Origin of the sequence: Deinococcus fonticola, from assembly GCF_004634215.1 — a bacterium.
GTDB lineage: Bacteria > Deinococcota > Deinococci > Deinococcales > Deinococcaceae > Deinococcus > Deinococcus fonticola.
The window spans coordinates 1-22,576 of the sequence record NZ_SMMH01000016.1 but is presented as its reverse complement, the minus strand read 5'-3'; the positions used below and the strand labels follow the sequence as shown (position 1 = coordinate 22,576).

Annotated in this window: 20 protein-coding genes; 9 read left to right on the top strand and 11 right to left on the bottom strand. The window is 65.8% G+C overall.

Going from position 1 to position 22,576, the window contains the following annotated elements; all coding sequences use genetic code 11:
* Nucleotides 1–51: 51 nt before the first annotated feature.
* The gene (locus E5Z01_RS10875; RefSeq protein ID WP_135229386.1) at nt 52–1,269 is read left to right on the top strand and encodes a saccharopine dehydrogenase family protein; all 1,218 of its coding nucleotides are present in this window, start codon (nt 52–54) and stop codon (nt 1,267–1,269) included.
* Between the two features lie 180 nt (nt 1,270–1,449).
* On the opposite strand, the gene E5Z01_RS10870 is transcribed toward E5Z01_RS10875, so the two are convergent.
* Both E5Z01_RS10870 and E5Z01_RS10865 read right to left on the bottom strand, forming a co-directional pair.
* The gene (locus tag E5Z01_RS10870; RefSeq protein WP_135229385.1) at nt 1,450–3,102 is read right to left on the bottom strand and encodes a C1 family peptidase; all 1,653 of its coding nucleotides are present in this window, start codon (nt 3,100–3,102) and stop codon (nt 1,450–1,452) included.
* A gap of 137 nt (nt 3,103–3,239) precedes the next feature.
* Nucleotides 3,240–3,437, bottom strand: a complete 198-nt coding sequence (locus E5Z01_RS10865; RefSeq protein ID WP_135229384.1) for a hypothetical protein — start codon at nt 3,435–3,437, stop codon at nt 3,240–3,242.
* Between the two features lie 75 nt (nt 3,438–3,512).
* On the opposite strand from E5Z01_RS10865, the gene E5Z01_RS10860 reads away from it, so the two are divergent.
* A complete protein-coding gene (locus E5Z01_RS10860) occupies nt 3,513–6,251 on the top strand; it encodes an ATP-binding protein (protein WP_135229383.1) in 2,739 nt (912 codons plus the stop codon).
* Nucleotides 6,252–6,298: 47 nt separating this feature from the next.
* Here E5Z01_RS10860 and E5Z01_RS10855 read toward each other — a convergent pair whose 3' ends face one another.
* Nucleotides 6,299–7,372, bottom strand: a complete 1,074-nt coding sequence (locus E5Z01_RS10855) for a lipid II:glycine glycyltransferase FemX (RefSeq protein ID WP_135229382.1) — start codon at nt 7,370–7,372, stop codon at nt 6,299–6,301.
* Between the two features lie 280 nt (nt 7,373–7,652).
* Between E5Z01_RS10855 and E5Z01_RS10850 the strand changes: the two genes are divergently transcribed.
* Nucleotides 7,653–8,702, top strand: coding sequence for a peptidylprolyl isomerase (locus E5Z01_RS10850; protein WP_135229381.1), 1,050 nt, complete (start codon nt 7,653–7,655; stop codon nt 8,700–8,702).
* Between the two features lie 104 nt (nt 8,703–8,806).
* Here E5Z01_RS10850 and alr read toward each other — a convergent pair whose 3' ends face one another.
* The 6 genes from alr to E5Z01_RS10820 form a co-directional block, all read right to left on the bottom strand.
* Nucleotides 8,807–9,880: an alanine racemase gene (gene alr / locus E5Z01_RS10845; protein ID WP_135229380.1), complete on the bottom strand. Its 1,074-nt coding sequence runs from the start codon at nt 9,878–9,880 to the stop codon at nt 8,807–8,809.
* 53 nt (nt 9,881–9,933) lie between these two features.
* The gene (gene lepB, locus E5Z01_RS10840) at nt 9,934–10,638 is read right to left on the bottom strand and encodes a signal peptidase I (protein WP_135229379.1); all 705 of its coding nucleotides are present in this window, start codon (nt 10,636–10,638) and stop codon (nt 9,934–9,936) included.
* Nucleotides 10,635–11,006 (bottom strand): hypothetical protein, encoded by a 372-nt coding sequence (locus E5Z01_RS10835; RefSeq protein ID WP_135229378.1) that lies wholly within the window; start codon nt 11,004–11,006, stop codon nt 10,635–10,637. The genes lepB and E5Z01_RS10835 overlap by 4 nt, the downstream gene beginning before the upstream one ends.
* Nucleotides 11,003–11,323 (bottom strand): PadR family transcriptional regulator, encoded by a 321-nt coding sequence (locus E5Z01_RS10830; RefSeq protein WP_135229377.1) that lies wholly within the window; start codon nt 11,321–11,323, stop codon nt 11,003–11,005. Before E5Z01_RS10830 ends, E5Z01_RS10835 begins: the two co-directional genes overlap by 4 nt.
* Before the next feature lie 88 nt (nt 11,324–11,411).
* Nucleotides 11,412–12,197: a LysM peptidoglycan-binding domain-containing protein gene (locus E5Z01_RS10825; RefSeq protein WP_135229376.1), complete on the bottom strand. Its 786-nt coding sequence runs from the start codon at nt 12,195–12,197 to the stop codon at nt 11,412–11,414.
* Between the two features lie 150 nt (nt 12,198–12,347).
* Nucleotides 12,348–12,824: an NUDIX hydrolase gene (locus tag E5Z01_RS10820; RefSeq protein ID WP_135229375.1), complete on the bottom strand. Its 477-nt coding sequence runs from the start codon at nt 12,822–12,824 to the stop codon at nt 12,348–12,350.
* Nucleotides 12,825–12,917: 93 nt separating this feature from the next.
* Here E5Z01_RS10820 and E5Z01_RS10815 point away from each other — a divergent pair, with 93 nt between their 5' ends.
* On the top strand, nt 12,918–13,238 hold the full coding sequence (locus tag E5Z01_RS10815) for a hypothetical protein (protein WP_119762332.1): 321 nt from the start codon (nt 12,918–12,920) through the stop codon (nt 13,236–13,238).
* A 112-nt stretch (nt 13,239–13,350) separates the two neighbouring features.
* Here E5Z01_RS10815 and E5Z01_RS10810 read toward each other — a convergent pair whose 3' ends face one another.
* Both E5Z01_RS10810 and E5Z01_RS10805 read right to left on the bottom strand, forming a co-directional pair.
* Nucleotides 13,351–14,904, bottom strand: a complete 1,554-nt coding sequence (locus E5Z01_RS10810) for a S41 family peptidase (protein WP_135229374.1) — start codon at nt 14,902–14,904, stop codon at nt 13,351–13,353.
* Between the two features lie 227 nt (nt 14,905–15,131).
* Nucleotides 15,132–15,680: a phosphoribosyltransferase family protein gene (locus tag E5Z01_RS10805; protein ID WP_119762337.1), complete on the bottom strand. Its 549-nt coding sequence runs from the start codon at nt 15,678–15,680 to the stop codon at nt 15,132–15,134.
* Nucleotides 15,681–15,890: 210 nt separating this feature from the next.
* Between E5Z01_RS10805 and E5Z01_RS10800 the strand changes: the two genes are divergently transcribed.
* The 5 genes from E5Z01_RS10800 to gcvP all read left to right on the top strand — a co-directional run bounded on the left by E5Z01_RS10800 (nt 15,891) and on the right by gcvP (nt 22,338).
* Nucleotides 15,891–16,835: a phosphodiesterase gene (locus tag E5Z01_RS10800; protein ID WP_135229373.1), complete on the top strand. Its 945-nt coding sequence runs from the start codon at nt 15,891–15,893 to the stop codon at nt 16,833–16,835.
* Complete coding sequence (locus E5Z01_RS10795; protein ID WP_240738301.1) at nt 16,832–17,392, top strand: 5-formyltetrahydrofolate cyclo-ligase; 561 nt, start codon at nt 16,832–16,834, stop codon at nt 17,390–17,392. The genes E5Z01_RS10800 and E5Z01_RS10795 overlap by 4 nt, the downstream gene beginning before the upstream one ends.
* Before the next feature lie 105 nt (nt 17,393–17,497).
* The gene (gene gcvT / locus E5Z01_RS10790; RefSeq protein ID WP_135229372.1) at nt 17,498–18,571 is read left to right on the top strand and encodes a glycine cleavage system aminomethyltransferase GcvT; all 1,074 of its coding nucleotides are present in this window, start codon (nt 17,498–17,500) and stop codon (nt 18,569–18,571) included.
* A gap of 74 nt (nt 18,572–18,645) precedes the next feature.
* A complete protein-coding gene (gene gcvH, locus E5Z01_RS10785; protein ID WP_135229371.1) occupies nt 18,646–19,011 on the top strand; it encodes a glycine cleavage system protein GcvH in 366 nt (121 codons plus the stop codon).
* Between the two features lie 468 nt (nt 19,012–19,479).
* On the top strand, nt 19,480–22,338 hold the full coding sequence (gcvP, locus tag E5Z01_RS10780) for an aminomethyl-transferring glycine dehydrogenase (RefSeq protein WP_135229370.1): 2,859 nt from the start codon (nt 19,480–19,482) through the stop codon (nt 22,336–22,338).
* The last annotated feature ends 238 nt before the right edge of the window (nt 22,339–22,576 follow it).

The following is a 22,576-nucleotide window of genomic DNA, read 5'->3' as shown; positions in this document are numbered from 1 at the left end:
GTTGATGGGCGGCTGACGGGCGGTTCGCCTGTGCCTGTTAAACTGCGGAGCGTGAGTAAAGTCATCATTATTGGAGCGGGCGGCGTGGCGAACGTCGTGGCGAAGAAGTGTGCCCAGAACGACAGCGTGTTCACCGAAGTGCTGATCGCCACCCGGACAGTCAGCAAGGCCGACAAGATCGTGGCCGAAATTAAAGAGCACATGCCGGACAGCAAAACCAGATTCAGCACCGCCACCGTGGACGCGGACAACGTGCCGGAACTGGCCAAGCTGATCCGGGAGTTCGGGCCGAAAATGGTCATCAACGTGGCCCTGCCCTATCAGGATCTGACCATCATGGACGCCTGCCTGGAAACCGGCGTGCACTACCTGGACACCGCCAACTACGAACCCAAGGACGTGGCGAAGTTCGAGTACTCGTGGCAGTGGGCGTATCAGGACAAATTCAAGAACGCCGGCCTGATGGCGCTGCTGGGTTGCGGCTTCGACCCCGGCGCGACCCAGGCTTTTACCGCCCACCACGCCAAGCACCACTTCTCCGAAATTCATTATCTGGACATCGTGGACTGCAACAACGGCAACCACGGCAAGGCGTTTGCCACGAACTTCAACCCGGAAATCAACATCCGCGAAATCACCGCCAATGGCCGCTACTTCGAGAACGGCGAGTGGGTGGAAACCGAGCCGCTGGAAATCAGCCAGGACATCTACTACCCCAAAGTGGCGACCCGCAAGAGCTTCGTGCTGTACCACGAGGAACTCGAGTCGCTGGTCAAGCACTTCCCGACCATCAAGCGCGCCCGCTTCTGGATGACCTTCGGCGAGGCGTACATCAAGCACCTGAACGTGCTGGAAGGCATCGGCATGACCAGCATCGAGCCGATCGACTTCAAGGGCCAGCAAATTGCGCCCATCGAGTTCCTGAAGGCCGTGCTGCCCGCCCCCGAGAGTCTGGCAGCCGGCTACACCGGCCAGACCTGCATCGGCGTGCAGGCCAAGGGCATCGGCAAGGACGGCCAGCCCAAGGTGCATTTCGTCTACAACGTGAAAGACCATGCCGACTGCTACCGCGAAGTGCAGGCCCAGGGCGTCAGTTACACCACCGGCGTACCCGCCATGATCGGCGCCATGCTGATGCTGCAGGGCCAGTGGATGAGGGAAGGCGTGTGGAACGTCGAGCAACTCGACCCCGATCCCTTCTTCGACGCCATGAACAAGTGGGGCCTGCCCATCGACGAACTGGCCGGCATCGAACTCGTGAAAGACTGAAGCTGTCCCTCTTCACCGCTAAGCGCAGGCCGGCTCACCCCCCGGGAGCCGGCCTTCGTTTCCTGCTTTGAGAACTGGGGTGACTTCACCCGGATTCCGTCTGTGCCGTGGCCCAGCCCGGAATCCGTTTCCCTCCTGACCGTCCGATCGAATCGTTGGGGTGACTCAAGCGGAGGCCGATCAGTTGGTGATCCGGGTTCCCAGATACAGGCCGCCGGCATACTTCTTCATCCAGTCCCACGACAGGTAGATGTACCCGCCGTCGCTCCAGCACGTTCCCCAGGAGTTCTTCATGATGAAGTACCCCCCGCCGGGGCCAGCCGGTGCGCCGGGCATGACTTCCTGAAGGCGCTGGTTGCTGACGTACCCCACCAGCATGGCGATGTGGTTCCACCACGCCACGTCCTTTTCGGTGTTCGGCTCCCATTTGGTGCTGCCGTCGGCCTGCTTGACCGGGTGGCTGGCGCGGTTGTAGGGCAGGTCGCCCACGAAGCCGTTGGCGTCGCCTTGCAGGTAGCGGGCGTCGTGCAGCAGCATCACCGGCGTGCCGAAGCCCAGCGCCAGCACGGACCAGCCCAGGCCGCCGTCCTTCTGGTTCCAGTCCCACATGTTTTTCAGGGAGCTGGTGTCGATGCCGTAACTGGTGCGTTCGGTGGGAATCTGCGCGCCGCACACCGTCTTTCCGGCGGTGACGATGCAGCCGGTTTCGGCCTGGGACACGCTGTCCTCACACTGATCCTGGTGAGGGTACCCGCCACAGGAGTTCTGGTAGTTGTACTTCCCGGAGTCGGGCGGGGTTTCGGTGGCGCTGCGGCTGAGGCTCTGGTTGTACTCCCAGACCTTCTCGTAGGCAAACCGGTAACCGTTCTGGGCATTCAGCCCCAGCAGGGCGAAGGGATCGGCGCCGTCTCCGTCGGTGGGTGAGCCGTACTTCAGTTTGGAGTAGGCCACGTAATCCTGTTCGCTCAGGTCGACGCGGCGGCCATACTGCGTGCGGATCAGGGTTTCGGCCACGCTGATGGTGGCAAAGGCCCAGCAGGTGCCGCGCCCGCCCTGGTTTTTCACGGCGGGCAGATTTTTCTTCATAGGAAAGTCATAAAGGGCAAACAGCTTGCCGCTGGCCGGGGCGCAACTGTTCGGCACGGCGTCCAGGCCGTTGCCCGTGCCAACCGGCGACATGATGGGCAGAAGGGGCCGGTTGCCCAGGATGCGCGCCAGGCTGGGTTGCAGTTGCAGCGCGGTGTTCAGGCGCTGGGCCGGAACCGCCTGGGCCACCTGGCCGACCACGGCCGGGTCGATGTCCATGTCCTGGGCCATGCGTGTCACGGCCACGCGGGCATTGGCCTCGGCATCCTGCCCCAGTTCGCGGGCGGCGATGCTGGCCCCCACGTCGGCACTCAGGAGTTTGATGGTCAGGGGGCCGCTTTTCGTTTGCACCTGCAGCAGCGGTTCCTGCAACCCTTGCAGTTTCGCGGCGTTTAGCACGGCCTGAATGCGCGGCTGGCTGGCCAGGGGTTGCAGCCGGGCGAGGTTGGCGCTGAAGTTCTGGAGTCTGGCCTGGCGGCTGGCCTCGAGGCCCGGCGCGGTGAGCCAGATGGTGTTGCCGTTCAGGAAACGGTTGCTGGTGGCGCTGTCCAGCGCTTTGAAAGGAGGCGGCGCGCCGAAACTGGGCAGGGTCTGCAACCTGAGCTGCAGGGCGCTGGGCAGTTGCAGCGGTACCTGTTGCAGCGGGACTCGCGGAACAGGCTGCAAAATAGGGCGATTCTGGGCCTGGGCAGAGACGGTCAGGAGCAAAGTGGCGAGGAGAAGGACGGAAGGGGCGGGGCTTTTCATGGTGATCTCCTTGTCAAGCTGGTTTCCGCTGCTGCCTGGAGGGTAGATGCCGGGGCGTTACCTGACCGTTGCCTGTGGCGACTGCCGTGAATCCCCCGGCGTAACGCCGGACAGACCAGCAGAGTCAGGCGGCGGCTTCAGCGCACGCCGGCCTGCTGGTCGATCAGGTGCCAGAGGTGGCGCAGGAAACTGTCCTGATCGGTGAACTCAGTCCACACCGGGGGAGTCTCACCGTTGCAGGGGCACAGCAGCACCCGCGCCATCTGCCGGTTTTCTTCGTCCCAGATGACCCGGATGAGCCACTGCTTCTCGCGTTTGATGAGATCGACTTCCATGGCTGGCTCCTGTACTGGCACGGTAATGCCGCGTGCGTTACATGACCGTTGCTCAGGGACTCTTACAATGACCTCATGTCTGACCGGGTGGTCTTGCAGGTCAACACGCTGGGTGTTCCTCAGGTGGCCCTGGGGGAACAGCCCCTGGACGTGCAGGGCAAAAGCCTGGCGCTGCTGGCGTATCTGGCGGTCGAAGGCCAGACCACGCGCGAGGCGCTGGCCGACCTGCTGTGGCCAGATCAGCCGGCCGAGGCGGCGCGGCGCAACCTGCGGGTGCTGATTCACCGCCTGCGGCAGTCGCCGGCCGGGGCGTGGCTGAGGCTGTCCAGCCAGGCGCTGCAACTGGCCCCCGGCGCCGAGGTGGACGTGCACCTGTTCCGCGCCGCGCTGGCCGACGGGGATTTCCGGCGGGCGTGCGGGTTTGCCCGGGGGAACTTTCTGGATCACCTGTCCCTGCCGAATGCGCCGGCCTTCGACGAGTGGCGCGAGCAGACCGCCAGCACCCTGCGCGACGAGCAGTGGCGGGCGCTGGACGGGTACGCGCAGGCGCTGGCCGCGCAGGGTCAGCCGGCGGCGGCCCTTTCGCTGCGCGAACAGGCGGTGCGCCTCGACCCACTGCGCGAGCGGAGCGTGCGCGCCCTGATGGAACTGCTGATTTCACTGGGGCAGTTCGACGCGGCCCAGAACGCCTACGTCAGCCTGGCCCGGCGATTGCAGGAGGAACTGGGCCTGTCTCCGCTGCCCGCCACGCAGGTGCTGCGCGAACGCCTCGAGGTGCTGCGCAGCTCTGCGCCCGGCACGGCCGCCCTGCCCGAGAACACCACGGCCTTTCCCCTGCCACTGGTCGGGCGCGAAAGCCAGCGCCGCCGGCTGGAAGGCAGCCCGCTGCTGCTGGTGCTGGGCGAGGCCGGGGTGGGCAAATCCAAACTGGTGCAGGAGGTGGCGGGACGAGACGCCCTGATCCTGCGGGCGGTGCGCGAGCTGACCCCGCTGCCTTTCGGGGCGCTGTTCGAGCTGCTGCGCTCGGTGGAGTGGCAGGGCTGCCCGGAACCGCTCAGACAGGTGCTGTCGTCGCTGCAGCAGGAGACCAGTCTGGCCGCGCCCACCGACCGGGCCAGGTTGCTGGACGCGCTGGCGCAGGCCCTGAACGGCGTGCTGGGCAGCCGCACCTTGATCGTGGAGGACATCCATTGGCTGGACAGTGGCACTCTGGAAAGTGTCTTCCTGGCCCTGTTCCGGGGAGCGCGGCGGGTGTGGCTCACGGGCCGCTGGAGCGAATTGCAGGAGCGCCCCGAACTGCTGCGCCTGCTGGGCAGCAGCCAGGTTCCGCGCCTGACCCTGACCGAACTGACCGGAGAGGACGTCGCGGAACTGATCCGCCAGATGGCCGGGCAACCCGCCCCGCTGTTCTCCAGACGCCTGTACTCGGCCACGGCAGGAAATCCGCTGTTTCTGGTCGAGACCCTGCGGGGGCTGCGCGAAAGCGGTGAACTCAGCATGACCCAGGGGGTGTGGCGCACGCCCTACGACACCTTCACCGAGGATTACGCCGAGGTGCCGGTTCCGGAAAGCGTCACGGCAGCCATCGGCGAGCGCACCGAGCGCCTGGGCGGGCCCACCCGTCAGCTGCTTCAGGCCGGCGCGCTGTGGGGCGAGGCTTTTCCTGCCGAACTGGTCGCCGCCACCTGCGGCCTGGAGACCGGCGCGGCCCTGGACGCCCTGGAACGCGCCGAAACCGCCCGGCTGGTCATTCCTGAAGGCCCCAACTACCGCTTCGGGCACGACCTGTACCGCCGCGAGATGATTCGCAGCCTCGGCGGGCCGCGCCGGCGCTTTCTGCACAGCCAGCTGGCGCGGCTGGCGCCGCCCGGCACCTCCCCGGTCAAGCTGGCCGAGCACCATGAGCAGGCCGGCGAGCACCCGCTGGCCTGGCCGTTCTGGCGCTCGGCCGCGCTGGAGGCCGAACGGCTGTTCGCGCACGAAGAGGCCGTGGGGCTGTACCGCCGCGCCCTGGCCGACTCGCCCCCGCAGGACGTGCAGTTCGACCTTCACCTGGCCATCAGCCAGTTGCAGCGCTATACCGACGACCTGCCGGGCCAGCAGCAGAGCCTGCGGCACCTGCGGCAGCTCGCCGAGCAGAGCACCGACCCCGAAGTCAAGGCCCGCTGTGCCCGCCGCTGCGCCGTTTTCTACACCGAATGCGACGAGTACGCGCAGGCGGTGCAGGAAGTGCAGCAGGCCCTGCACGCCCTGGGCCAGCAGATCAGCCGGGAAAGGCGCGCAGAGTTGCTGCTGGAAGGCGGCGCGGCGCTGGCCTGCCTGAGCCGCTGGGACGAGGCGCACGCCATGCTGCTTGCCGCCCGGGAAGAGGGCCAGGGGGGCGCGCCCATGCTGCACACAAATACGCTGTACTGGCTGGGGTACTGCCGGCTGGAACGGGGGGACGCGCAGGGCGCTGAGGAAGCCTACCGCGAGTGCCTGGAACGGCTGCCCCAGGGCCAGATTTCACGCGGGCGGGTGCTGAACCTCTGGAAGCGCGGGCTGGCGCTGCGCCGCCTGGGCCGCCTGGAAGAAGCCCAGCAGGCGCTGGAGCAGGCCCGCGCCGAGGGCACCACCCTCAACTCCGGCTCGCTGCTGGGCGTGGTACTGGCCGAGCTGGGCCTGGTGCTGTGCGCCCAGGGGGACTGTAGCGGCGCGGCCCACCTGGCCGAACTGGCCACCCCCCTGGTCGCGGGCGACACCGAGGGCACCGCCACCCTGACGGCCCTGACCGCCGCCCTGCAGCACCTCAACTTTCCGGCGGCCAGTGGTTAGGTCACTTTGGGAGATAGAAGCGCCAGGCGCACAGGCAGAACGGACGTTTACAGCACGTCGTCGGCGCTGCCGCGTTTGCGGAGGTTGTTCTGCGTCTTGCGCCAGCGCAGGGCCTTCACGATGGCGGGTGCGGCGGGGTTCAGGTTCAGGTCGTAGGCGGGGTACCACACACGCTGCTCGCTGAATTTCAGCTTCATCTTGAAGACGCCGTAGCTGTGCTTGCTCTCGTCCAGCACGCGCGGAATGCCCCAGAAATCGAACAGCTCGTAGCCGCGCCGTTTGGCGTCCAGCATGGCGTGCCAGTAGAAGGCGTCGGGGGCCTTGCTGTCCTTGAAGGGCGCGCCGTCTTCTCCCACGCGGTCGTCACGGACACTGCCGCCAAAGAGGTAGTACGTGCCCTTGCCCATAGCGATGAAGAACCCCCCCGCCAGCGCCTTTCCCTGGTAACGCGACAGCACGATGTATGCTTCGCCGCCGTGCGCGTTGCCTTCGCGCAGCATGGTCTCGTAGTAGGCGCGGGGAAAAGCGCCCAGCTTGGCGCGCTCGTTGGTGGCGGTGAAAATCTCCCAGAAGGCCTCGAAGTCGTCGTCGCGTCCGGCCACCACGCCCAGCTTCTCGGCGGTGCGGACGTTGCGGCGCGCCATGCTGCTCAGGTCCTTGAGCATCTGGTCTTCGCTGCGGGTCAGGTCGGCGATGATGGTGTGTTCGGGCTGCTCAGTGCCGGCGCGGGTAAAGGGGCCGTAGCTGGCGGGCAACGCGTCGTAGGAGTCGTCGGCACTGGCGTCCAGCGGCGCGGGCGGCTCTATTTTCAGCAGGGCGTCGGTGGGCCGCGCCACCTTCTTGAAGGCCGGGGCCAGGTGCGGCAGCAGTTCCAGCGATTCCAGCGCCGGGCCGCGCGGGGCATACAGTGTCGAGAAACCGGGAATCAGGCGCTTGCGAATCAGTTGCACCGCGCCCACCGTGCGCCCGTCCTGCCGGATCAGGTAACGCACCGGCACCTGCCCCAGCACGCGCCGGGCCTCGCCGTACCCCCAGCCCTGCAGGGCGCTGGTGATGGGCAGGTTTCGCACGGCATCGTCGTAGACGTGGGGGTCGGTGGTTTCCTCGAGGGTCAAGCGCACGCCGCGAATTCTAGCAGGGGGGCGTCAGGGGCGGGGCCGCGCGAAAGGGCGCACCGGGCCCTCTCCCGGTTCGCGCCAGATGAACAGGGGGTACGGCTTCCGTTTGTTTCGTTCACCCACCGGGACATCACCGGTTGGTTCACTCCACGTCCGGAAGCCGTTTTGCTCCTTCTCGCTTCGCTCGGCCTGAACCGTTTACAAAACAGTTCAGGCCGAGTTCGTATGAGATGAACACTTGATCCGCAGCGGACAATCAGCCTGGCACGCTAGAGTGCGTGGCATGAAAACCCTGTTGACCACCCTGGCGCTGCTGTGCGGCAGTGTTGCTCTGGCCCAGACCACTGCGCCTGCTGCGCCCGCGACCACTCCAGCCACCCCGGCCACCACTACCCCGGCTCCCGCGACCACGCCCGCCGCACCGACCACGACCACGCCGGCCCAGCCCGCCGACCCCAAGGCGGTGGTGGCCCGCATCGGCACGCAGACCGTGACCCTGGCCGAGTTCGACAGCGCCTTTCGCCGCGCGGTAGCCCGATTGCTGAACCAGCAGGGCATGCCCTTCAGCGAGGACGTGTACAACGAGTTTGCCGGGGCACGCGCCGATTACCTCAAGCAGTACGTGCGCGACCTCGCCCTGTACCAGCTGGCGCGCCGCAGCGTGAAGACCGACACGGCGGCGCTGGACGCGCAGCTGACCGAGCTGCGCGGGCGCTTCGCCAACGATCAGGAATTCAAGCAGGCGCTGGAACAGACCGGCTACGGCAGCCAGGAGGCCCTGCGCAGCAGCCTGGAGCAGCAGCAGGTGGTCGCCAAGTACCTCGACAGTCTGAAAGGCGGCTTCAAGTTCGGGGACGCGTTCGTGGGCAGTTACTACAAGCTGAATCAGGCCAAATTTCAGCGCCAGAGCGAAGCCTGCGTGAAGCACATCCTGGTGCCCACCGAGGCCGAGGCGAAGGCCGTTACGGACGCCCTGGCGGGCGGGGGCGACTTTGCCAAACTGGCGCAGGAGAAAAGCAAAGACCCCGGCAGCGCGGCCAAGGGCGGTGAACTGGGCTGCTTCGGTGAAGGCGTGATGGTGCCCGAGTTCGAGCAGGCCAGCTTCAAGGGGGCGGTCAATGCCGTGCAGACCATCAAAAGCCAGTTCGGTTATCACGTGCTGGTGGTGACCAAGCGCACGGCGGCGGGGGTCACGCCCCAGGCCGAGGCCGCGCCGCTGATCCGTGACCAGCTCGGCCGCGAGGCCGCGCAGAAGTACGTGGACGCGCAGATCGCCCGGATTCAGATCGAGACCTTCCCGGCCCTGCTGCCGCCTGCCCCCACCCAGAAGTAACCCCACCCAGAAGTAAGCCGCAGCAGTCAGCCGGTCTTACCAGGGCAGCCTACAGAGCCGCCGCCAGTGATCCCCACAGGACGCTGGCGGCCTCGTTTATGGGTTTACGGGGCCAGGTGTCGTTCCACCCGCTGACCCAGGCCGGTCAGGACTTCGTACTCGATGGTGTCGCCCCAGGCGGCCACGTCCGAAACGGTGATTTCACCCGCGCCCCACAGTTCGGCCCAGTCACCCACCTGCACGTCCAGCCCGCTGATGTCCACCATCATCTGGTCCATGCAGATGCGCCCCAGCACCGGGCGGCGCTGCGGCTGGCCGCTGCGGCCACCGATCAGGACACTGGCCTTCAGGGTGGCGTTGCGCGGGTAACCGTCGGCGTAGCCCATGCCCAGCACCGCCACGCGCACGTCGTGCGGGGCCGTCCAGAGGTTGTTGTAGCTGACGCTTTCGCCGGCGTACACGTCATGAATGAAGTTCACCCTGGCCCGCAGGGTCATTACCGGTTTCAGGGGCACCAGCGGGCGCAGGTGTGCGGGCAGGAACCCATAGGAAGCCAGACCGGGGCGGGCCAGGGCCATGCCGGGCAGTGGCCCGAAGCTGACCAGGCCGCCGCCACTGGCCGCGTGCGCCAGCAGGGGCGGCAGGTGCTCCAGCACGCGCTGAAACAGCTCAAGCTGGTGCCGGGCAAAGGCCAGGTCCGGCTCGTCGGCGCTGGCAAAGTGGGTGTACGCCCCTTCCAGCAGGCCGCGCCCGGCCAGGTATTGGCCGATGCTGACGGCCTCGGCGGGCCGCGCTCCCAGGCGGTTCATACCGGTGTCCACCTTCAGGTGGGCGCGGGCGTGCGCGGGCAACTGCTGGGCGTCCTGCAGGGTGCTGACGGGCAGGCGCACGCCCAGGTCGGCCAGCGGCCCCACCTCTTCCGGGGCAGGGGGCGTGAGCAGCAGCACGGGTTTTCCCAGGTTCAGGGCCGCCAGGTTCACGGCTTCCTGCGGGGTGGCGACCGCCAGGCCCCACACGTCCGGGTGGGCGGCGGCCACCCTGGACACCACTTCCAGGCCGTGGCCGTAGGCATCGGCCTTGACCGGCAGCAGCAGCGGCACGCCGGCGCGGCGGGACAGGGCGTGCAGGTTGTGTTGCAGGGCACTGGCGGAAACGTGGGCGACGGCGCGGGCAAGCATGGCGTTCAGCATAGACCCGCTTTGCCGGGCCGGGGCGTCACTCGTTCAGACGGTCAGCGGCCGGCGGGACGCAGCAGGCGCGGGTTCCAGTCCAACGCGCCGCCTGGCTGCGTGCGCTGTTCCGGGTGCGGCTGGGTGTCGCAGGGGGGCGTGACCTGGCCCTGGCGCAGCAGTGGCAGGACGCTGAGGGGAGCGCGGGCGGCGATGTCGTGCACGCTGACCGGGCCGAAGACGCGGCTGTCGAGGCTGCCCCCGGGGCTGCGGTTGTCGCCCATCACGAAGTACTGCCGGGCCGGGATACGCACGGGCGAGGTGTTGGCCAGGTCGGAGGCGACGTCGTGACAGAAGCTCTGCCAGTAGTTCAGGACGCCGGGTTCATCTACACGCCGCCCATTTACGTACAGCACCCCGGCCCTGATCTGCACGGTGTCGCCGGGCATTCCGACCACGCGCTTGACCAGATAAGGGCGGTACTTCCACGGCAGCGGGAGCCCCCGGTACTGATTTGTCCACTCGGCCTCCATGTCGCGCGGGGGTTTGAACACCACGATGTCGCCCCGCTGGTACTGACCCCATCCGACCCGGTGCGCCCAGCCTTCCAGTTTGGGAAGCAGCAGCACCTCACCGTGGCGCAGGGTGGGCAACATGCTGGTGCCGTCTACCTGCACAGCGCTGGCGGCAAATTGCGTGAAGCCCAGGGCGAACAGCAGCGTGGAGGTCCATTCGCGCAGGTTGGCCGTCAGCTGCCCCCGCTTCATGGCCGGCTCACCTGCGCGTGAGGCCCGTTCAGCACCCCCGACTGCAACGCGTAGGAGGCACCCCCGAGCGCCGCCCCCAGCAGCAGCCCACGCAGCAGGAGGCCCAGCGTATGCACGCGGCCCAACCCCAGCGCGGCTTTCCAGGCCGGGCCAGCCAGGCTCAGAGCATGGTTCCAGGCCTCCTGTTCAGCCAGCCCCCCGAGTTGCGCGTCCCGCATGTCCTGAGCGAGATGGCCCAGGAATTCCGCGCGAACCTGCCGGGCCGCTCGGGGCAAAAGCAGGCAGGTGACGGCGTTCAGGTAACGGTTCACGCTTTCCGGGAGAACGTTTTCGGGAGCCGTGCTTTCGGAAAGGGCTGGCGGGGTCATGACCACAACCGGCGCAGCGCCTGATCGAAGGAATGGTAACTGTTCTGGCGGCGGCGCAGTTCGGCGCGGCCCGCCGCCGTGAGGGCGTAGGTACGCACGGGCGGCCCGCCCCGCGCCGGCAGGGTTTCCTGAGCTTGCAAAAACCCGGCGCGTTCCAGACGATGCAGCGCCGGATACAGGCTCCCGGCGTTCAGGGTGATCTCGCCGTTCGTCAGGGCATTCACACGCTTGGCGACGTCCTGCCCGTACCCGCCCTCGCGTTCCAGCACACTCAGCAGGATCAGGTCGAGGTTACCTTTGAAAAGGTTGATATCCATATCACTATCAGTTTCCGATATCAGGATGTGATGGTGGTGAAAACAGGAAAACCGCCCCGTGGTCGAGGCGGTCAGGAAGGGGCCGGGCTCAGCCGGGGATGCGGATTTTCTGGCCGGGCTGAATCAGATCCGGGTTACTGATGTTGTTGTAGTGCGCGATCTTCTTGTACTCCATAGCGTCGCCGTAGTACTTCTGCGCGATTTCGCTGAGGGTATCGCCGGATTTCACGGTATACACGGTATCGCCGGATTCGGTGTCCTTTTCCTTGGCCAGTTCCTTGGTGCCCACCGTGACTTTCACGCCGCTGGTGTCCACGCCCGCCACGCCACTCACGGCGCGCGCCACCTGCTCCAGCAGGCGCAGCTCGTGGTCGTTGTCGACGGCGCCGCGCAGAATCACGCTTTTGCCGCTTTGCAGCACGTCGATGGGGTCGTCGGACAGCTCACCGTTGCTGCGAATGGCGCTCAGCACGGCCTTGGCGATCTTGCTCTGCTCCTCGAAGGCCTGGTCGTCCAGTTCGGCGGTGCCGGCGCTCTGCTGGGTCATGGTTTTCTCGCCCATCTGGATATCCGGGGTCTGGGCCGCCGGCGTGGTCGCCCCGGCCGAGGTGCCTGTGCCGGCCGAAGTGCTGCCCGCCTGAACGGGGCTGGTTTCCTGCTGCGCCACCAGGCCCGACACGTCCACGCTCTTGACGCCGTTGATACCCTCGGCAACCACCTTGACCAGGTTGCCGTAGCGGTCATTGGGCACCATGCCGGTCACACGGACGTTGCCACCCTGCTCGGTGACCTGAAGACCCAGGTTCTGGAGACGGGGCTGAGCGTTGAGGGCTTCAGCGACTCGATCCTTCGTGCTTTTTCCAAAAGGCCACATGCCCCGATGCTACACCGCCCTGTAACCTGGGCTACGTTTGATAAAGCGCGGCTTAAATCCTGCCTCACAAGCTTTCTGACAGGTGTGCCGCGCCAGAGGTGGCCGCCGGCCTGTGCAGAATGAGCCGCGTCCGGAGTAAGGCCGGGGTCATCAGATGGGGTAGTAGGTGCGCGGGTTCCCGGCAATGAAGTCACGCGTCGGCACCCAGATCAGGGGGTTGCGTTCCTCACACTCGGGTGGCGGGCCGTAGCGCACCAGGCCCTCGACCTGCGCGAAGGGCACCCACTTCACGCCCACGACCTCCGGGTCGGTCGGGTCGATGCGCCCGGTGAAGTGCGCCGTGAAGCGCCCGAACATGGCGTAAGCCTCGTTGCGCGTGCCGGTCAGCATCTCCCCTTCCAGCAGGCTCACGAAGTTCAGATCCGTGACGGTCAGGCCGGTTTCCAGTTTCACCTGCCGCACCGCCGCGTCCCCCAGGTTCTCGCCGGCCAGGGCTTTGCCGCCCGGCAGGCCGTAGAAAATACTGCCGTCGTCCATGCGTTCTTCGACCAGCAGGAGGTGCTTGTCCTGCACCAGGTAAACGTGAGCGGCGCGTTTGAGGGGCAGGGTACGCGACAGGTGACTCATTGCCGCGCAGAATAGCGCACCCCACGCCTTTCCCCTGCATTTCCTCAAGGTGCCGTTCAGCCCCGGCCCACCCGCACCCCCTAGCCTACAGGCATGACGAGACCAGACCGGGACGACATGGAAGGCATGCCAGGTGAAGTGGTGGATGAGGGCACCACCCGCGAACTGGTGCAGGACAAGATGAGCACCGAGCAGCTCCTGCGCGACAACGCCGACGCCAACCAGCGCAACGCCAACGACGAACCGGGCTTCGACGACGGCCGGCTGGGCGGCAGCGACGGTGAAGACCGACAGGGCGAACCCAACAACACCGGCGACAGCGATCTGGGCGGCGACGCCCGCGGCGGCGAGGGTGCAGAGCGCAGCGGCGGCATCGATGGTGGCCCGGCCCGCACGACGCCACTGCCCGATTGAGGCCCGTCGGTCCAGCACGCGAGGCCCAGAAGGCAAACAGAAGAAGGCCGCTCCCTGTCTGGAGGAGCGGCCTTCTTGCGGATAAAACTGGGGCGTCCTTGACGCGACCTCTTTATTTCATCTGGTTGTAAGCGGCTTCCAGGGTGTTGTCCACGCCCGTGTCGGCCAGTTTGGCATAGTCGTCCTTGGACAACACGTCGGGTTTGATGTTGTCGGCCACGGGCTTGTTGTTGATGTAGGTGCGGCCCGCCGTGATGCTCATGCTGCGGCCGGCGGGCAAGTCCAGGTGGTAGGTGCTGGTGCTGCCCACGCCGTAGGTGTCCGTCCCGATGATCTTGAAGCCGGCCTCGCGCAGGTTGGTGCTGAACATCTCGGAAGCGCTGGCGCTGTTTTCATTGACCAGCACAGTCACCTTGCCTTTCCACTGGGTCGGGTTGTGCACCGCGAAATCGGCGCTGTAAAGGCCGCAGCCGTCGGCCAGGTGAACGTTGCCGGCCTTGTAGGAAAAGTCGATGGAGCTGCCGTCGATGTAGCGGGTCGATTCGCCCGCCACGTTCGGCGCAAAGGCCGCCGCCGCGCCGACGAACTCGATCAGCAGCCCGCCGCCGTTGTCGCGCAGGTCGACCACGATGTTGTCGACGCCCTTGCTCTGGGCCTCAGCGACCAGCTGGTGTACGCGGTCGGCAATCGGGGTGGACACGCTCTGGCTGCGCTGCGGCGCCACCGAGGAGAAGGTGGGAATGCGCAGGTAATAGTGCTTCTTGCCGCTGCTGTCGGTGCGGACTTCGCCCCAGGGCATGCTGGTGCCGGTCAGCACGGCGGGGGTGGCCCGGACGGAACGCACCTTCCCGGCGGTCTTGACCTGCAAGTCCAGGTTGCCGCCCGCAGCGATGGCGTCGGACAGCACCTTGCGGAAGGCGGCGTACTGCTTCTTGTCATCCAGGCCCGCCGTGCGGGTCAGGCTCTTGCCGTTGATGCCCAGAATCACGTCGCCCCGACGCAGACCGGCCGTCCAGGCCGGGCCGTCCAGACGCACCGAGGTCAGCAGCAGGCCGCCCTGGCCCGGCACCAGGGCCAGGTTGCCCCCCAGCACCGGCGTGGGGGCCGAGCCGTTCTTGTCGGCATCGGTAGCGGCACGGTCCATGTAGAAGGTGTGCTCGTCCTCAATGCTGCTGATGTAGTCGTCCATGTGACCGTCGATCAGATCTTGCTGTTTTTCCGTGACATTGCTGTAGGTAAACCAGTAGTCGGAAATGATGTAGGAGTTCAGGGCTTTGGGGAAATCCTTCTTCATGGCCTGATAGGCGTCTTCGTGCACCTGATCGAGGTCGACCTTGCTGTACCCGAAATACATGTTGTTGACGATGCTCTTGCTGGTGTAGAGCAGGTCCTGAAGGGTATTGGGCAGATCGGCCTGGGCGGTCATGGAGCTGGCGACGCGCGTGCCCTGGTCAAAGATATCGGTTCCCCGGTTCAGCCTGACGCTCAGGGGCAAGGCCCGCTGCCCATCCAGGGCGGAGCAGTCGAACGTTCCGGTGTTGACCTTGCGGGGAACGGCCGGGATTTCCGAAGCGCTGTTGGGCGTGGTCGGTTCGGGCGTGGGGTTCTGGGCGCAGGAGGACAGCAGCAGGGCGGCGCTGAGCAGCGCCATCATGGATTTCTTCATCGGGCTTATTCTGAGGTGCAGGCAGCAGCCACATCATAAGAATTGCCGCGCCGGTATCCAGGTATACGAGACAGGGCTGAAATCCAACGTCCTGAACGCGCTTCTCACTATCCCCTTAACGCGCCGGCAAAGAGCTGGTCGGCAACCTCCTCGCCCGGAGTCCGTTCTCTGCTGTGCAAATCCGCCCGGATGGGATCACTCCGTCAACGATTCAAGCGGAGCCCCTATCAGTCCACATGATCCTCGTCCTTGAACAGCGGCAGATGGCCCAGCGCGACCACTTCCTCACGTTCGGAACCCTCGGTAAACACCGCCAGCACGGCGCTGAGCTGCCCGCCCACCTCGTTGATGATCTGTTCCAGCGAGTGCAGGGTGCCGCCGCTGGACACCACGTCGTCCACGATGGCGACCTTGTGGCCCCGGACTTTATCGACATCGAAGCCGTCCAGCACCAGCAGTTGCGGTTTGCCGGTGGTGATGCTGATCACCTCGCGTATCACCGGATCGACCATGTAGGGTTTCTGGGTCTTGCGAATCACGATGTAGGGCTTGCCCGTCTCGCGGCTGATGACGTGCGCCAGCGACAGTGCCTTGACTTCCGGCGTGATCAGCACTTCGACATCGGCCGGCAGCCTGGCGGCCAGGGCCTTGCCGGCGGCCTCGGTCACTTCGGGGTCGCCCAGCATGTTGAACAGGGCGACGCTGGTGCCAGGGGCAATTTCCACCACGGGCAGGTCGCGGGTCACTTCACCAATTTGAACACGGTGCGTTTTCACCTGACCAGTGTACCCATTTGTGATTCGGTGTCATAACCGCACAAACCGGCTGGGCTGGAGGTCACCTTTTAACTGCGGTGGGCTGCCAGAGCGCGAAATTTCACTCAAAATGTGCAGCAATGGCAGGAGCCACCAGGAGGACGCGCACCTCGTCTCTGAACTGCTCGACTTACTGCGAAAGCTGGTGCGCTGCCGCGTGCCCTGCGCGTCATGGGCGTGGTCGAAGCCGTCCTCGCTCAGCTGCGGCTGGCGGGCCTGACTGTCGACTTCACAGGCCTGAAGCAGAAAGTCTGCGGCCCGGCGCGGAACGCACGTGCAAGGATACGGGCAGACCACCATCTCCCACTGACCGAGGTTTTCATGCTGATTGTCCAACTGAGTGACCCGCACATCGACCTTCACCGCCCCGAGAAAAGTGGGGCGCTGCGCCGGGCCATCGACCATCTGCTGTCCCTGCCCATGCGCCCGGACGCGGTGCTGGTGTCGGGCGACTGCACCGAGCACGGGTGGACCGACGAATATGCCCTGCTGCGCGAACTGCTGCGCCCCCTGACCGTGCCCACCTATCTGATTCCCGGCAACCACGATGACCGGGAGGAGTTCCTGAAGGCGTTCGGGCCGCAGGGCACCCAGGGCCTGCCGGGCTTCGCGCAGTTCGTGGTGGAGCTTGGCCCGGTGCGCGTGCTGGCGCTGGACACCCACTGCCCTGGCGCAAATGGCGGCCAGCTGGACGCGCCGCGCCTGGGCTGGCTGGCCGAACGCCTGGGCGAAGCGCCCCGCACGCCCACCCTGATCGCCCTGCACCACCCGCCACTGCTGACCGGCCTGAAGGTGATGGACAGCATCGGCCTGGACGGCACCCAGGCCCTGCAAGAACTGGTCGGCGCCCACCCGCAGGTCGAAGCGGTGGTGGCCGGGCACCTGCACATGCGGCTGGTGCGGCGCTTCGCGGGCACGCTAGTCATGACCGCCCCCGCGCTGGAGTATGCCTGGCTGCCCGACCTGACCCAGCCGGACAAATTGATCGTGCAGCGCCAGCCGCCCGGCTACCTGCTGCACCACTTCACGCCGGACACGGGCCTGACCACGTATGCCAGCGCCGTCAGCCCCGGCCCGTGGGAGACGCTGCACGACGGTCAAGGGTGGGCACCGTGAGCAGCGTGCCGGACGTGACGACCAGCAAGGCCGACTGGCGGGCCTGGGCCTTCGCCACACGCCAATCGCTGCCCGCCGACCTCGACCCGGCGGACGTGGTGGCGCACCTGCGGGCCTTTCTGCAAGGGCGCGGCGCCCGGCGCGTGCTGGCCTACCGGGCCCTGCCGGGCGAACCCGACATGTCCGCGCTGGCGCAGGAGTTCGAGCTGTTCACCACCCGCACGCGCTACAAGCCGGAGCGCCACCTGACCCTTCACCCCTGGGACACGGCCAGCGAGGTCAGCAAGTTCGGTTACCTGCAACCGCCTGCCAGCGCCCCGCAGGTCGCGCTGAGCAGCCTCGACGCGGTGCTGCTGCCCGGTCTGGCCTACGACCGGCACGGCGTGCGGATGGGGTACGGCGGCGGCTTTTACGACCGGCTGCTGCCCGGTTTCGTGGGCCCGAGCGTCGGGGTGGTGTGGTCGGCCCTGACCGTGCCGCACCTGCCGCGCGAGCCACACGACTGCCCGGTGGGCTGGGTGGCGACCGAGCAGGGACTCTGGCAAACGGAGGCCTAAACGCCGCTGCTGACGGGCCAGAACTCCCCTGCCCCGACTCTGGCGTATGGCTGCGGCGTCCCCACCCCCCGGACGGCGCAACAGACGGTCTATTAAAGTGACGGTATGAGTGAAAGTACGCAAACGCCGCTCAAGCGGACGCCCCTGCACGCCGCGCACCTGCGCTCGGGCGCCCGCATGGTGCCCTTCGGCGGGTGGGACATGCCGGTGCAGTACGCGGGCCTGAAAGCCGAACACGAGGCCGTGCGCCAGCGGGCCGGGATGTTCGATGTGTCGCACATGGGTGAATTCCGTATTCAGGGCCAGGACGCCCTGAAGTTCCTGCAACACGTGACCACCAACGATGTCAGCAAGTTCAAGCCCGGACGCGCCCACTACAACTGGCTGCCCAACGACCAGGGCGGCCTGGTGGACGACATCTTCATTTACCGCGTGAATGAAAACGAGTACCTGATGGTCGTGAACGCCAGCAACATGGAAAAAGACTGGGCGCACCTCAGTGCGTTGACCGCCGGTTTCGACGTACAGCTCACCAACGAGTCCGACCAGTGGGCGCTGCTGGCGGTGCAGGGCCCCCGCGCCGTGGAACTGCTGGCCCCGCACGCCGAGCCGGACATCGTGGCCCGCAAGAAGAACGACTTCCTGGCCGGCAAACTGTTCGGCGTGGACGTGCTGTTTGCCCGCACCGGCTACACCGGCGAAGACGGCTACGAAGTCTTCGTGAAGCCTGAGCAGGCCGAGGCGCTGTGGGACAAGATCGTCGCCCTGGGGATCACGCCCGCCGGCCTGGGCGCGCGCGACACCCTGCGCCTGGAAGCGGGCTTCCCGCTGTACGGCCACGAGTTTGGCGAGGACATCCACCCGCTGAGCAGCCACTACACCTGGGTCGCCAAGGACAAAGAACACTTTGGCCGCGAGAAACTCAAATCCACCCCCAGCCAGAAACTGATCGGCCTGAAACTGGAGAAGATTCCGGTACGCGAAGGCTACCCGGTCAAGCAGGGCGGGCAGGTCATCGGTCACATCACCAGCGGCACCACCAGCCCCACGCTGGGCCACCCGATTGCCATGGCGCTCGTGAACGCCGAAGCTGCCCAGGGCAACGACTTTGAAGTTGAAGTGCGCGGTAAGGATCACCCCGCCACGAAAACGGACGTGCCTTTTTACAAGGGCGCCTAGAATTCGGAGCGCACAGAAAAGCTACTCTTTCCCGTAACCGACCGGCCACCCACCAGAATCAAGGAGAATAAACCATGACGAACCCCACCACCCTGAAATACGCCGCTTCCCACGAATGGCTCGCCTCCGACGGCAAGGTCGGCATCACCCACCACGCCCAGGAGCAACTGGGGGACGTGGTGTATGTCGAACTGCCCGAAGTCGGCCGTGAAGTGAGCGCCGGGGAAGCCGTGGCTGTGGTCGAGAGCGTGAAGACCGCCAGCGACATCTACGCCCCCGCCAGCGGCAAAATTGTGGCCGTGAACGACGCCCTGAGCGGCAGCCCCGAACTGGTCAACAGCGGCCCCTTCGAGGACGGGTGGCTGTTCCAGCTGGAAGTCACCGAGGAAGGCGCCGACCTGCTGGACGCCGCCGCCTACGAAGCCCAGGCCGACCACTGAGCGAAGCCGTGCGCCGTGAGCTGTGGGCCATGAGCTGCAAATGCTCGGGCCTGTGGCTCATTAATTTGAGAATTATTTTCTGAAATGAGAGGGAGTAGATGAGGGCCGATTACATCGGGCATCTGCTGATTTCAATCGCAGGCTTCGGAATTACCTATCTCCTATGCCAACTCATCCAACCAAAAGGGTGGCATCTGTCAGATTACCTGGCCGTCCTCGTACCCTTCATTTTGCTTACGCTACTCGTTATAGCCACCAACAATATCAACCTTCCTGATATTCCTGTTCCCATGCTTATAACGTTCTTTTCCTTTATAGGCGTGCTGGTTTTCTTTCCACTAAGACAAACATGGACGAGATTCGGATTTATTTCTTCCACGTTTATTCTTATTTACTTCCTCACTGTAATAGTTCCAGAACTAAGGTACTCACCACTCGAATGATCCCACATGAATAAGGAGCACACCCATGAAAGCGCTGCAAGACCTGCTGCAAACCAATGACTTCACCGCCCGTCACCTCGGCCCCAGCGAAGCGGAACAGGCCGAGATGCTGGCCGAGTTCGGGCTGAAGAGCCTGGATGAACTGACAGACACCACCCTGCCCGCCGCCATTCGCTTCGAGGGCGACCTGAACGCCGGGGACGGCGTGACCGAAGCGCAGGCGCTGGCCGACCTGAAAGCCCTGGCGCAGCAGAACAAGGTGTTCCGCAGCTACATCGGCACGGGATACTACGGCACGCACGTGCCGCCCGTGATCCTGCGCAACATGCTGGAAAACCCCGGCTGGTACACCGCGTACACCCCCTACCAGGCCGAGATCAGCCAGGGCCGCCTGGAGATGCTGCTGAACTTCCAGCAGACCGTGATGGATCTGACCGGCATGCCGATTTCCAACGCCAGCCTGCTGGACGAGGCCACCGCCGCCGCCGAAGCCATGACGCTCGCCAAACGCAGCGGCAAGAGCAAGGGCAACGTGTTCTACGTGGCCGACAACGTGCACCCGCAGACCCTGAACGTCGTGCAGACCCGCGCCGAGTACTTCGGGTTCGACGTGCAGGTCGGCCCGGCCGACCAGGTGCCCGAAGGCGCCTTCGGGGTGCTGGTGCAGTACCCGGGCACGCACGGACAGCTGCTGGATCTCGCGCCCATCGCCGAAAAGGTGCACGCCCAGGGCGGCGCGCTGATCGTGGCGACCGACCTGCTCGCCAGCGCCCTGGTGAAACCCGCCGGGGAACTCGGCGCGGACATCGTGGTCGGCAGCGCGCAGCGCCTGGGCGTCCCGATGGGCTTCGGCGGGCCGCACGCCGCGTTCCTGGCCTGCCAGAAAGGCTTCGAGCGCAGCATGCCGGGCCGCGTGATCGGCGTGAGCAAGGACGCCCGCGGCAACACCGCCCTGCGCATGGCCATGCAGACCCGCGAGCAGCACATCCGCCGCGAGAAGGCCACCAGCAACATCTGCACCGCGCAGGCGCTGCTGGCCAACATGGCCGCCGCGTACGCCGTGTACCATGGCGCGGACGGGCTGCGCACCATCGCCGAGCGGGTGCACCGCCTGACCGGCATCCTCGCCCGGGCGCTGACGAACGCCGGCCTGACCCCCAACGAGACCTTCTTCGACACCCTGACCGTGCAGGGCGACGCGGCCACCATCCGCGCGCGCGCCGAGGCGAAAGGCATCAACTTCCGCTACGGCACCGGCACCCAGGCCGACCTGATCAGCATCAGCCTGGACGAGACTGTCACCCCCGCCGACCTCAGCGACGTGATCGAAGCCCTGACCGGTGAGCAGACGGACGTGCTGGCCCTGGACGCCCAGGCTGTGGACGGCATCCCCGACCACCTCAAGCGCCAGAGCGAGTTCCTCACGCACCCCGTGTTCAGCAGCCACCGCAGCGAGCACGGCATGCTCCGGTACCTCAAGCAGCTGGAAAACCGCGACTACAGTCTGGTGCACGGCATGATCCCGCTGGGCAGCTGCACCATGAAACTCAACGCCACCACTGAGATGATCCCCGTCACGTGGCCCGAGTTCGGGAACATGCACCCCTTCGCGCCTGGCACCCAGACCCAGGGCTACGCCGCGCTGCTGGGCGAACTGGAACGCTGGCTGGCCGACATCACCGGCTACGAGGCCGTGAGCCTCCAGCCGAACAGCGGCGCCAGCGGCGAGTACGCCGGCCTGCTCGCCATCCGCAAGTACCAGGAAGCCAACGGCCAGGGCCACCGCAACGTGTGCCTGATTCCCGCCAGCGCCCACGGCACCAACCCTGCCAGCGCCGCCATGATGGGCATGCAGGTCGTCGTCGTGAAGACCGACGCGAACGGCAACATCGACTGGGACGACCTGAAAGCGCAGGCCGAGAAGCACAGCGAGCACCTGTCCGCCCTGATGATCACCTACCCCAGCACGCACGGCGTGTACGAGGAAAACGTGAAGGACGTGTGCGACCTGATCCACCAGCACGGCGGGCAGGTGTACCTGGACGGCGCGAACATGAACGCCCAGGTGGGCCTGAGCAAACCCGGCCTGATCGGCAGTGACGTCTCCCACCTGAACCTGCACAAGACCTTCGCCATCCCCCACGGCGGCGGCGGCCCCGGCATGGGCCCCATCGGCGTCAAGGCCCACCTCGCGCCCTATCTGCCCAACCATCCCGTCATCCCCACCTCAGGGAGCCAGACGGGCGCCGTGAGTGCCGCGCAGTACGGCAGCGCCAGCATCCTCCCCATCAGCTACCTGTACATCAAACTCCTCGGCGCGCACGGCCTGCGCAAGAGCACCCAGGTCGCCCTGCTCAACGCCAACTACATCGCCAGGAAACTCAGCGGCGCCTACCCCATCCTCTACACGGGCCGCAATGACCGCGTGGCGCACGAGTGCATCATCGACATCCGCCCCCTGAAACAGGACAGCGGCATCACCGAGGAAGACATCGCCAAACGCCTCATGGACTACGGCTTCCACGCCCCCACCATGAGCTTCCCCGTGCCCGGCACCCTGATGATCGAACCCACCGAGAGCGAACCCAAAGCCGAACTCGACCGGTTCATCGACGCCATGCTTCAGATCCGCCGCGAAATTCAGGAAGTCCAGGACGGCACCATGGCCGCCGCCGACAGCCCGCTGAAGCACGCCCCCCACACCCAGACCGACCTGATTGACGCCGAGTGGAACCGCGCCTACAGCCGCGAAACCGCCGCCTACCCCAGCCGGTACCAGAAGAACTGGAAGTTCTGGCCCGCCGTGAACCGAGTGGACAACGTGTACGGCGATAGGAATTTCATGTGCGCCTGCCCGCCAATTGAGGATTACGTCGGCGCGTAAGTATAGAAAGGATAGAAAAGGGGCAGCCTCCGGGGGATGGGGGCTGCCTAATTGATTATTGGATTTCAGTTTCTTCAAACAATGGTATTTGTTTACCAAAAGCACCTCAGTACCCGACAGTTTCCAAAAATCCCGTCTGGGATGGAGAAAGGAGGTCAATAAAGGCAAGTAGCTGTACCCCACGCTGTTTTTCAGGCTGGCTCCACGCCCGTACCAATTCTCTCAGACCCAAGGTGAT

Excerpts from the sequence above, each read along its gene's own strand:
- E5Z01_RS10870 (WP_135229385.1), bottom strand. The coding sequence starts at position 3,102 with ATGAAAAGCCCCGCCCCTTCCGTCCTTCTCCTCGCCACTTTGCTCCTG.
- E5Z01_RS10865 (WP_135229384.1), bottom strand. The coding sequence starts at position 3,437 with ATGGAAGTCGATCTCATCAAACGCGAGAAGCAGTGGCTCATCCGGGTC.
- E5Z01_RS10860 (WP_135229383.1), top strand. The coding sequence starts at position 3,513 with ATGTCTGACCGGGTGGTCTTGCAGGTCAACACGCTGGGTGTTCCTCAG.
- E5Z01_RS10850 (WP_135229381.1), top strand. The coding sequence starts at position 7,653 with ATGAAAACCCTGTTGACCACCCTGGCGCTGCTGTGCGGCAGTGTTGCT.
- alr (WP_135229380.1), bottom strand. The coding sequence starts at position 9,880 with ATGCTTGCCCGCGCCGTCGCCCACGTTTCCGCCAGTGCCCTGCAACAC.
- lepB (WP_135229379.1), bottom strand. The coding sequence starts at position 10,638 with ATGAAGCGGGGGCAGCTGACGGCCAACCTGCGCGAATGGACCTCCACG.
- E5Z01_RS10835 (WP_135229378.1), bottom strand. The coding sequence starts at position 11,006 with ATGACCCCGCCAGCCCTTTCCGAAAGCACGGCTCCCGAAAACGTTCTC.
- E5Z01_RS10830 (WP_135229377.1), bottom strand. The coding sequence starts at position 11,323 with ATGGATATCAACCTTTTCAAAGGTAACCTCGACCTGATCCTGCTGAGT.
- E5Z01_RS10825 (WP_135229376.1), bottom strand. The coding sequence starts at position 12,197 with ATGTGGCCTTTTGGAAAAAGCACGAAGGATCGAGTCGCTGAAGCCCTC.
- E5Z01_RS10820 (WP_135229375.1), bottom strand. The coding sequence starts at position 12,824 with ATGAGTCACCTGTCGCGTACCCTGCCCCTCAAACGCGCCGCTCACGTT.
- E5Z01_RS10815 (WP_119762332.1), top strand. The coding sequence starts at position 12,918 with ATGACGAGACCAGACCGGGACGACATGGAAGGCATGCCAGGTGAAGTG.
- E5Z01_RS10810 (WP_135229374.1), bottom strand. The coding sequence starts at position 14,904 with ATGAAGAAATCCATGATGGCGCTGCTCAGCGCCGCCCTGCTGCTGTCC.
- E5Z01_RS10800 (WP_135229373.1), top strand. The coding sequence starts at position 15,891 with ATGGGCGTGGTCGAAGCCGTCCTCGCTCAGCTGCGGCTGGCGGGCCTG.
- gcvT (WP_135229372.1), top strand. The coding sequence starts at position 17,498 with ATGAGTGAAAGTACGCAAACGCCGCTCAAGCGGACGCCCCTGCACGCC.
- gcvH (WP_135229371.1), top strand. The coding sequence starts at position 18,646 with ATGACGAACCCCACCACCCTGAAATACGCCGCTTCCCACGAATGGCTC.
- gcvP (WP_135229370.1), top strand. The coding sequence starts at position 19,480 with ATGAAAGCGCTGCAAGACCTGCTGCAAACCAATGACTTCACCGCCCGT.